The 8,912-nt window shown below is 38.4% G+C and carries 6 protein-coding genes; 2 read left to right on the forward strand and 4 right to left on the reverse strand.

The genetic code is table 11. The annotated features are described in order from the left end of the window. On the forward strand, positions 1-1,723 hold a 1,723-nt coding region (gene metG, locus ABYD77_RS15885), incomplete at its 5' end, for a methionine--tRNA ligase (RefSeq protein WP_372771092.1). Between the two features lie 101 nt (positions 1,724-1,824). On the opposite strand, the gene ABYD77_RS15890 is transcribed toward metG, so the two are convergent. From ABYD77_RS15890 to ABYD77_RS15905, 4 genes are all read right to left on the reverse strand, one after another. Further along, complete coding sequence (locus tag ABYD77_RS15890; RefSeq protein WP_372771093.1) at positions 1,825-4,479, reverse strand: ATP-binding protein; 2,655 nt, start codon at positions 4,477-4,479, stop codon at positions 1,825-1,827. Positions 4,480-4,500: 21 nt separating this feature from the next. Next, positions 4,501-6,732 (reverse strand): TonB-dependent receptor, encoded by a 2,232-nt coding sequence (locus ABYD77_RS15895; RefSeq protein ID WP_372771094.1) that lies wholly within the window; start codon positions 6,730-6,732, stop codon positions 4,501-4,503. A gap of 71 nt (positions 6,733-6,803) precedes the next feature. Further along, positions 6,804-7,076, reverse strand: a complete 273-nt coding sequence (locus ABYD77_RS15900) for an acylphosphatase (RefSeq protein WP_372771095.1) — start codon at positions 7,074-7,076, stop codon at positions 6,804-6,806. A 35-nt stretch (positions 7,077-7,111) separates the two neighbouring features. Continuing rightward, entirely contained in the window at positions 7,112-7,735 is a 624-nt protein-coding gene (locus ABYD77_RS15905; RefSeq protein WP_372771096.1) for a dienelactone hydrolase family protein, read from the reverse strand. Between the two features lie 94 nt (positions 7,736-7,829). On the opposite strand from ABYD77_RS15905, the gene ABYD77_RS15910 reads away from it, so the two are divergent. Beyond that, the coding region (locus ABYD77_RS15910) for a class I SAM-dependent methyltransferase (protein ID WP_372771097.1) at positions 7,830-8,912 on the forward strand (1,083 nt) is incomplete at its 3' end.

Consider the following 8,912-nt stretch of genomic DNA (forward strand, 5'->3'; position numbering starts at 1 on the left):
AACGTTTTCTGAGCTTATTTATAATCGTTTAAATGACGGTGGTTACATCAAAAAGCGTACTATTTCGCAATTATTTGATGAAGAAAAAGGTATTTTCTTACCAGACCGCTTCGTAACTGGTACCTGCCCTCGCTGTAAAGCAGAAGATCAAAATGGCGACAGCTGTGATGTGTGCGGCGCAACCTACAGCCCTACTGAATTAGAATCACCAAAATCAGTAATGTCAGGTTCAACACCTGTACTTAAAGATTCAGAGCACTACTTCTTCGACTTACCGGCATTTGAAGACATGCTTAAAGCATGGCTAACATCGGGCTCAATCCAAGGTGAAATGGCAAACAAACTAAATGAATGGTTTGAAGATGGTCTGCAGCAATGGGATATTAGCCGTGATGCACCTTATTTTGGTTTTGAGATTCCAGGCGCCCCAGGTAAATACTTTTATGTATGGTTAGATGCACCTATTGGCTACATGGCAAGTTTTAAAAATTTATGTGATAAAACCGGCCTCGATTTTGACGCATTTTGGTCAACTGATTCAGAAGCTGAGCTTTATCACTTTATCGGTAAAGACATCGTCTACTTCCACAGCCTTTTCTGGCCTGCAATGCTTGAAGGTGCTGGCTTTAGAAAGCCTAATAACGTGTTTGCTCACGGTTTTGTTACGGTTAATGGCGCGAAAATGTCTAAGTCGAAAGGTACCTTTATTAAAGCGCGTACATACTTAGATCATATTGATAACCCTGAGTACTTACGTTACTACTTTGCGGCTAAACTTAATTCTGGCATTACCGATTTAGACTTAAATCTGGATGATTTTGCCCAGCGAGTTAACTCTGATTTAGTTGGTAAAGTAGTTAATATTGCAAGCCGTTGCGCAGGCTTTATCACCAAGAAGTTTGATGGCAAGTTAAGCGCTGATATTGCAGAGCCTGAATTACTCAATGAGTTTGTAAACGCGCAAGAAAGCATTGCAACCTCGTTTGAAAACCGTGAGTACAGCCGTGCCATTCGTGAGATCATGGCGCTTGCGGATAAAGCAAACCAATATATTGATGCTAAAGCACCGTGGGTGTTAATTAAGAACGAAGAGACTCAAAACGAAGCACACCTTGTGTGTTCAATGGGTATTAACTTATTCAAATTATTAATGACTTACTTAAAACCTGTGCTTCCAGCAATGACAGAACAAGTAGAGACTTTCTTAAATACTGAACTAACATGGCAAAGCATTAATACAGCTCTAACTGGTCATGAAATTAGTAAGTTTAAAGCGCTAATGCAGCGTGTAGAGATGGATAAAGTAAACGCTATGCTTGAAGAATCAAAAGAAAGCCTTGCACCAGCAAAACCAGCAATTGATTCAAGTAGCCCATTGGCAAAAGAGCCAATTGCTGACGAAATTGAGTTTAACGACTTTGCAAAAGTTGACCTGCGCGTTGCTAAAATTGCGAAGGCCGAACACGTGGAAGGCGCAGATAAGCTACTTAAACTAACACTCGATTTAGGCGGCGAAACGCGCCAAGTATTTGCTGGTATTAAATCAGCATATCAACCTGAAGATATTGAAGGCAAACTAACGGTGATGGTTGCAAACCTTAAGCCGCGTAAGATGCGCTTTGGCATGTCAGAAGGTATGGTACTTGCTGCAGGCCCTGGTGGAAAGGAGATATACATCTTAAACCCGGATGACGGCTCAGAGCCAGGTATGCGCGTAATGTAATTACCAAACAAAAACAAAAAACCGCTACTTAGCGGTTTTTTGTTTCAAAACTTAGCTAGAACAAACTAGCTAGTCTCGCACTTAACCAATTGCGCAATTAATTATGCGTGGATCTGTTTTATTGAGCGCATAAAAGATTGATACGCTGTACTAATTTCTTTTTGTGAATCGTTCTTCAAAGCCTGCTCTAATGATTTCGCCATATTGCCAAGCTCGGCAAAACCAAACATGCCCGCTGCGCCATAAATTGCATGGCATAATTTTGCCAACTCTGGATTATCACCTAAAGTAAACAAATGTTCTGCAAGCATTTTTTGTTCAGTTAAATTATTGATAAATTGCAGTCGCATGATTTGTAAGTCTTGTTCAGGTATGACCGCGGCTTCTATTGGCACATCTAAGTACTTACTTAATTTCTCATAAAATTCTGCTTGGTCGATCGGCTTGGCAATATGGTCGTCAAACCCTAAAGATAAATAGTGCTTTATTTCATCCGTCATAGCATTTGCAGTCAACGCTAAAACTGGGCAAGACACACCGGTTGCACGTATTAGCTCATGTGCTTCTAAACCATCCATGATAGGCATTTGAATATCAAGTAAAATAATATCAAACTCATCATTAAGCGAAGCCTCAACAGCTTCTTTACCATTATTTACACTAACGATACTAAAGCCTAAATTTTCAAGCATGCGTTTAATCAACACTCGGTTGTCAGGGTGATCTTCTGCTAATAAAATCTTGCCTTCAAGTTTTTTAATTGCCGCATTGCGCTTGGTACTAGGTTCATTTTCTTTGGTAACTTGATAAGAGTCCAACCATTGTGTCTCTGGGGTGGTATGACATGGTAAAATAAAACTAAACTTAGAACCTTTACCTATTTTACTTATCACGTTCATTTTTCCGCCTAAACGATCAACCAGGTTTTTGGATATGTGAAGGCCCAGTCCTGTGCCGCCATACTCTCTAGTTGTAGATAAATCAGCTTGATGGAAGGGACTAAATAATTTATCGAGCGCTTCTTTCTCCATACCGATGCCAGTATCAACAATGGTAATTTTCAAATCATTCTCTTCCATTTCAACTTTAATACTAATACTACCCTTCTTAGTAAATTTTACCGAGTTACTTGTTAAATTGAGTAAAATCTGACGTAAACGAACAGGATCTGACATAATGAGGTTAGGTAATGGAAAGTGGTAATCAATATGAAATTCAAGCCCTTTATCCCGAACCTGACGTCCTAAAATGGAGCCAACCTCTGACATTAATTTGAATATATTAGTTGGTACTTGCTCGATGGTAAGCTTGTTAGCCTCAATTTTAGATACATCTAAAATATCATTAATCAAACTCAATAAATGCTTACTATTTTTCTGTATCACTTTTAAACCATGACGCTGCTCCTCAGTTGAAAGAGAATCGTCATTATTTAGAGCATCAATGTAGCCTAAGATGGATGTCATAGGGGTGCGAATTTCGTGGCTCATATTCGCCAAAAAACGTGACTTAGAAAGATTTGCATCTTTCAGCTCTTCTGTCAGTACTTCAAGTGCTATCGTGCGCTCTTTAACTTTTATTTCAAGATTTTGGCTTAGGTCTAAATTTTGTTGGTTAATAAGACGCAATTTATCTGCCACTGCAAATGCCAATAGCAATGCATCAAGAGTTATACCAATAAGCCCGTACAAATAAAAATTAGCGTTAATATCGGGGAATAATCCTAAGTTATTTAAATTACCCACCATATTAGGTAGTAACATCGCAAGATAAGCCAAGATAAAGTAACGCGCGGGTTTAAAGCCGTACTGCCAACTTAGTAAGCCAGCAGCCATGCCTACTACCATCATGATGCCCGTGACCATGGTTGCCCATATAAAGCCAAAACCCGGTACAAAAAGACTTACTGGGATGCCGATAAGTGCAATTAAGCCAATCCAAATTGCAGCCTTTGACAATTGTGGGAAACGTTCATCCAATCTCAAAAAAGGTATAAAGAACAATGCATTAGTCAAAGGTAAAAGTATAAAGCCAAGCCAGTGAAGCGATGACGTATTAAAGCCGAGCAGTTGCTGGGGAATGAGAAAAAAATGACTCCAAGCGAACACCCAAGATGCAGTAAATAATGCATAGTGCAAATGCATTTTTTCGCGAGATACAAAATAAATCAGTAAATTATATAATCCTAAAGCAATACCAATACCAAAACACAACAACATGATGGTCGCATTGATTATAGCACTTTGGTTAAAGTCATTTTCGTTATGCAATATCAATTTAGGTGCTGTATAGAAATAATCACTGGTAATTCGCACAATCAACACATAGTGCTCACCTTTTATCAGTTTCACTTTGTTAGCGAAATGAAATGGCGTAGTAATAGGATGGTCTTCTCCAGAAAAGGAATGCTGCGTGTTCTCTTTATCAAATAAACTGACTTCGATCTCATCTACCATGAAGTTTGATGGGGCAATGACATAATCACCAGAAGGCAAATCATTAGTAAAAGACACCACATACCACACTTCATCACCGAAAATATTTGGCCGTCTCTTTACGTGCTTTTTATATTGCCAAGTATTTGCCTCTGCATAGCTTAATGGAAAAGTGAGGGATTGTTCAGATTCTATTTGCAAGGAGTTATTAAGTAAATTGGTAGTTAGTACATGTTCAGATAAAATGGTAGAGGCCAGCACTTGCTTACTTAATAGTAAAACACAGACGAATACAAAATAAGTAACAAGTGTTTTTATCATCTACCACTTCCTGAATAAGGCTTAAAATTGATATCGAAGATTTAAACCATATTGGCGGCCTTGCGCTTTAAAATCTTCTAACATGCCTAAAAATGAACTCAAGTCGAATTTTAAATGACTGTAGTGCTCATCTGTTAAGTTTTTGCCCCACAGGTTAACATGCCAACTAGCAATGCTATATGAAATATTTGCGTGCCAAAGCAAAACATCATCTTGCATTGCTGATTCGTTCATATTTTGGTCAAAGTAATATTCAGATTGGTAATCATTTCCTATTGAGAAGGCAAGCTCACCGTTACTTATATTCATTGAATAATTTACATTTGTTGCAATATTCCATTCAGATGTAAATGGTAAACGGTGATCAGTTAACTTATTACCGAGGGGATCAGTATATTCATCAAATTCAGCATGGGGTAAATACCCAATGTTAAACGACACATCTAAATTACTGCCCAAATACCAAGTATTTTCAATTTCAGCACCATAAATCGTTGAAGATGCAACATTTTCAAGCAGCTGTAATGGCGGTGCACTTGGAATAGCACTGGCCTGGTTCATAAAAACTTGCTGATCTTGATAATCATAATGGAATGCTGCTGCAGAAATTTTCCATGTGTTATCAAAAACCTCTGTACGCAGACCCAATTCATTGGCAATCAAATATTCAGGACCATATGCCGCTAACTCTGCTTGTTCTTCGGTAGCAATAAAACCGCCATAATACCCACCACTTTTATAACCATTTGAAAGCGAGTAATAAACTTGCATTCCATTTAACGTTTGATAATTAAGTGCCAGCTTTCCTGATACCTGGTCATCACTTTCACTGCCTGAAACACTATAATAATCAATCATCTGACCACTTAAGTCAGTCAGGTCTAAGACAATATTCAAATCACTTTGAGATTCGTAGCGCGTTGTTTCATCAGTATAACGCGCACCTAACACAACCGTAAATTGATTACTTACTTGCCAGTCAAATTGCGCAAAAAGTGCTGTCGATTCAATATTAATGGTATTGTCGTAATAGAAAGTGGTGGTTAGGCTTGGTGATATGATACCTCTAAAATCACGCAAAATATCATTAAAGTTGTCTTGTTTTATATCTTCATGCAAGTAATAAAAACCTGCCATTAAATGACCGATATCAAATAAACTAGACAGGCGAAATTCTTGGCTGAAAGCGTCATCTTTTGTGCCAAGATGTCCTTCACACAATTGTGCAGGACTACCATCACAATTAAAACCATGATCACGATTAAGTGAGTTGTATGCTGTAATACTGGTGACTTCAATAGTGTCATTAAATTGGTAATTCAAATTTAATGATGCGCCAATAGTTTCCGTATCATGCGCTTGCTCATTATTAACCATAACATCAAAAAACTGCTCACTACCGTCATTAAAGCCAAACGCATCAAAACAGTTATTTGAACCTAGTTCAGCTGAATTGCACAGTACCCCATTGATGGGATCTTTAAAGATACCAATAGAACCAACAGGGTTTACAGTGCCATTCCAATCATTACCTTTTAGCTTAAACAGCATATCAAGCTTATCCCACTGACCCAGTAAGGATACTCGATAATCGGTTTGCACCATGCCCGCTTGTTTAGCGCCTGGGAACAAGTTATTTGTCGAATAATCATACTCTTTGCTACTAACGGAAATACGGGTAGCCATAGTGCTGTTAATAGGTAAATTGGCGACCCCTTCAAGTAGGCCAAAATTTAAATTACCACGACCAACTTTAATGTAACCATCCAAAGTATTAAGCTCAGGAAGTTTATTGCGAATTAAAATTGCACCTCCGGTGCTATTACGTCCAAATAATGTGCCTTGTGGCCCGCGTAGTACCTCTATACTTTCTAAATCAAATAAATTTACTAATTGATTATTTGCAGCCCCTACAGTGACATCATCTTGGTATATAGCAATGGGTGAGGTATTAGATGTGTTGTAATCGATTAATCCTACACCACGGATATTTATTGCCGGTGTGGTACCCTCTGCTGCATTTTGTGAAATTTTAACATTAGGAATAAGATGACCGATTGCGGTAACGTCTTTTAATTGCTCTTTATCAATTTTTTCACCGTCAATAGCTGAAAGGGTAACCGTTACTTGTTTAATAGGCTGGGCACGTTTAGTAGCATAAACTTCTATGACTTCTATATCTTGTTTTGATAACTGTGCAAAAGAAGGGGCGCATGCAAAAGCGCAAGAAACATATAGTAGACTTAATTTCATACCAAGGTATTCTTTTTGTAATTTATAAACTGAAGTATAATCAATGAATTGCAAAGGTACTAATTTTTTAGCTATTGTACCTGAAACCCATCAAACTGTTTGGTCTGGATGTAATCCCAAGATACTTTTTCAACTTCTGCTTGGCTGGGACCTTGTTCTAAAAACTCCGTAAATTTAATCAACTTTAGATCTTGTCCTGTTGCTTCAACTTCAACTTCACCGTTAGCTAAATTTTTCGCATATCCACTGATACCTAGTTGATCAGCCACTTGTTTTACCGATGCACGATAAAAAACGCCTTGTACCCTGCCAGCAACAATGGCTTTTAAAGTTCGCTCAGACATAACAACACCAATTTAAAACGATTGTTTAATCAAACTTAGTCGGAGACTATCGGATTGCCAAATTTTTCATAATATTTTGCAAATTCAGCCTCTAATTTGGCTGTTTTATCGGTTGCTTTAAAATTTAAAAAACAGTTAAGTGCATTGTCTCGGCCTATTACGTCAAAATTTTCAGACTGAGGATTAATAAAGCCATGTTCAAAAGGCGCACGGTACAATGATAAGTTTTTATTTTTGACAAGCATGTTAAGCACATCCTCTTGATCAAAGTGGTGCTCAAATTTTGCAAAGACAATTTGCCATGGGCAAATTATGTTAGTCTCTAAATAATGGCGTATTTGACCTGGATAAAATGCCACACCTTGTGATAAAGCCGTTAATATTTCTTGGATTGCCCAAATAGCAGCGCCGCCAGCACTGAAACCAAGCACAACTTCAATCTCATTAGCGCATTCTAAATAATTAAATCGCGAGAGATAATTACCCATACCACCCTCCTTTAAAAAATAGTGATATGCATCCGATTCACTTGCAAATAATGGTGGCTTTTGTTGGTATGGAGAAATAGAAGTAACCGAATGGTATTTACTAAAGCGTTCGCAAAGTTCCAAATGGGATGCGGTTTCACCAAAAATATCACTGGCTATAAGTATGTTCATAGCAATCGTCCTTCGCAAAAGTGTATTCTACTTGTAAGCACCTACGAGGTTAACTAAAATAACGTCCTTTTTAGCTGCAACAACCGGAGTCAGTATGTCTGGGGTTATTTATCTTCAACCAGGGCGTGAAAAGTCGCTAAAGCGAAAACACCCTTGGATTTTTTCTAAAGCCATTAAAAAAGTCAAAGGCAACCCAGGCTTAGGGGATACCGTAAGTGTTTATGATGCAGATGGTAAATTCTTAGCGATTGCGGCGTATAGTCCGCAATCACAAATTCGCGCACGTGTTTGGTCATTTGATGAAAACACGATGATCGATACCGACTTTTTCTATCATCGGCTAAAACAAGCCCTGAGTCTTCGTGATTACGTCATTGAAGAAGGGGACTTAACCGGATTTCGTCTGTGTGCAGCTGAATCGGATGGTTTACCGGGAGTTACCATCGATAAATTTGATAACTATTTAGTGTGTCAATTATTAAGTGCAGGTGCTGAACGCCATAAAGGCGATATTGTACAAGCCCTTATTAAGTTGTTTCCAGGTTGTAATGTGTACGAACGCTCTGATGTAGATGTACGTAAGAAAGAAGGCCTTGAACCAATTACAGGCGTACTTCACGGTAATACACCAACTGAGCCTGTAAAAATTTTGGAAAATGGCCTGGCATTAGAAGTGGATATTTTAGGCGGTCACAAAACCGGTTTTTATTTAGATCAGCGTGACAGCCGCAATGCTTTAGGCCGCTTTTCAAAAGATAAAACCGTGCTTAACTGTTTTAGCTACACAGGTACATTTAGTTTATATGCACTAAAAGCAGGCTGTGAAAAAGTGACTAATGTGGATGTATCTGAAAGCGCATTAGCAATTGCAAAACGAAATGTTGAGCATAACAATTTAGATTTATCTAAAGTGGATTTTATCAAACAAGACGTTTTTAAATTGCTTCGTGAATACCGTGAGAAAGGCGTGCAATTTGATACCATCGTAATGGATCCACCAAAGTTTGCCGAAAGCAAAGCACAGCTAACGGGTGCCTGTCGTGGTTATAAAGACATTAATATGATTGCGATGCAAATTCTAAAACCCGGTGGCACGTTACTTACATTCTCGTGTTCTGGCTTAATGGAACAAAATCTTTTTCAAAAAGTGGTGGCAGATGCCGCACTCGATGCAGGC

The sequence above is a fragment of the Pseudoalteromonas sp. genome (genome assembly GCF_041629635.1).
Taxonomy (GTDB): Bacteria; Pseudomonadota; Gammaproteobacteria; order Enterobacterales; family Alteromonadaceae; genus Pseudoalteromonas.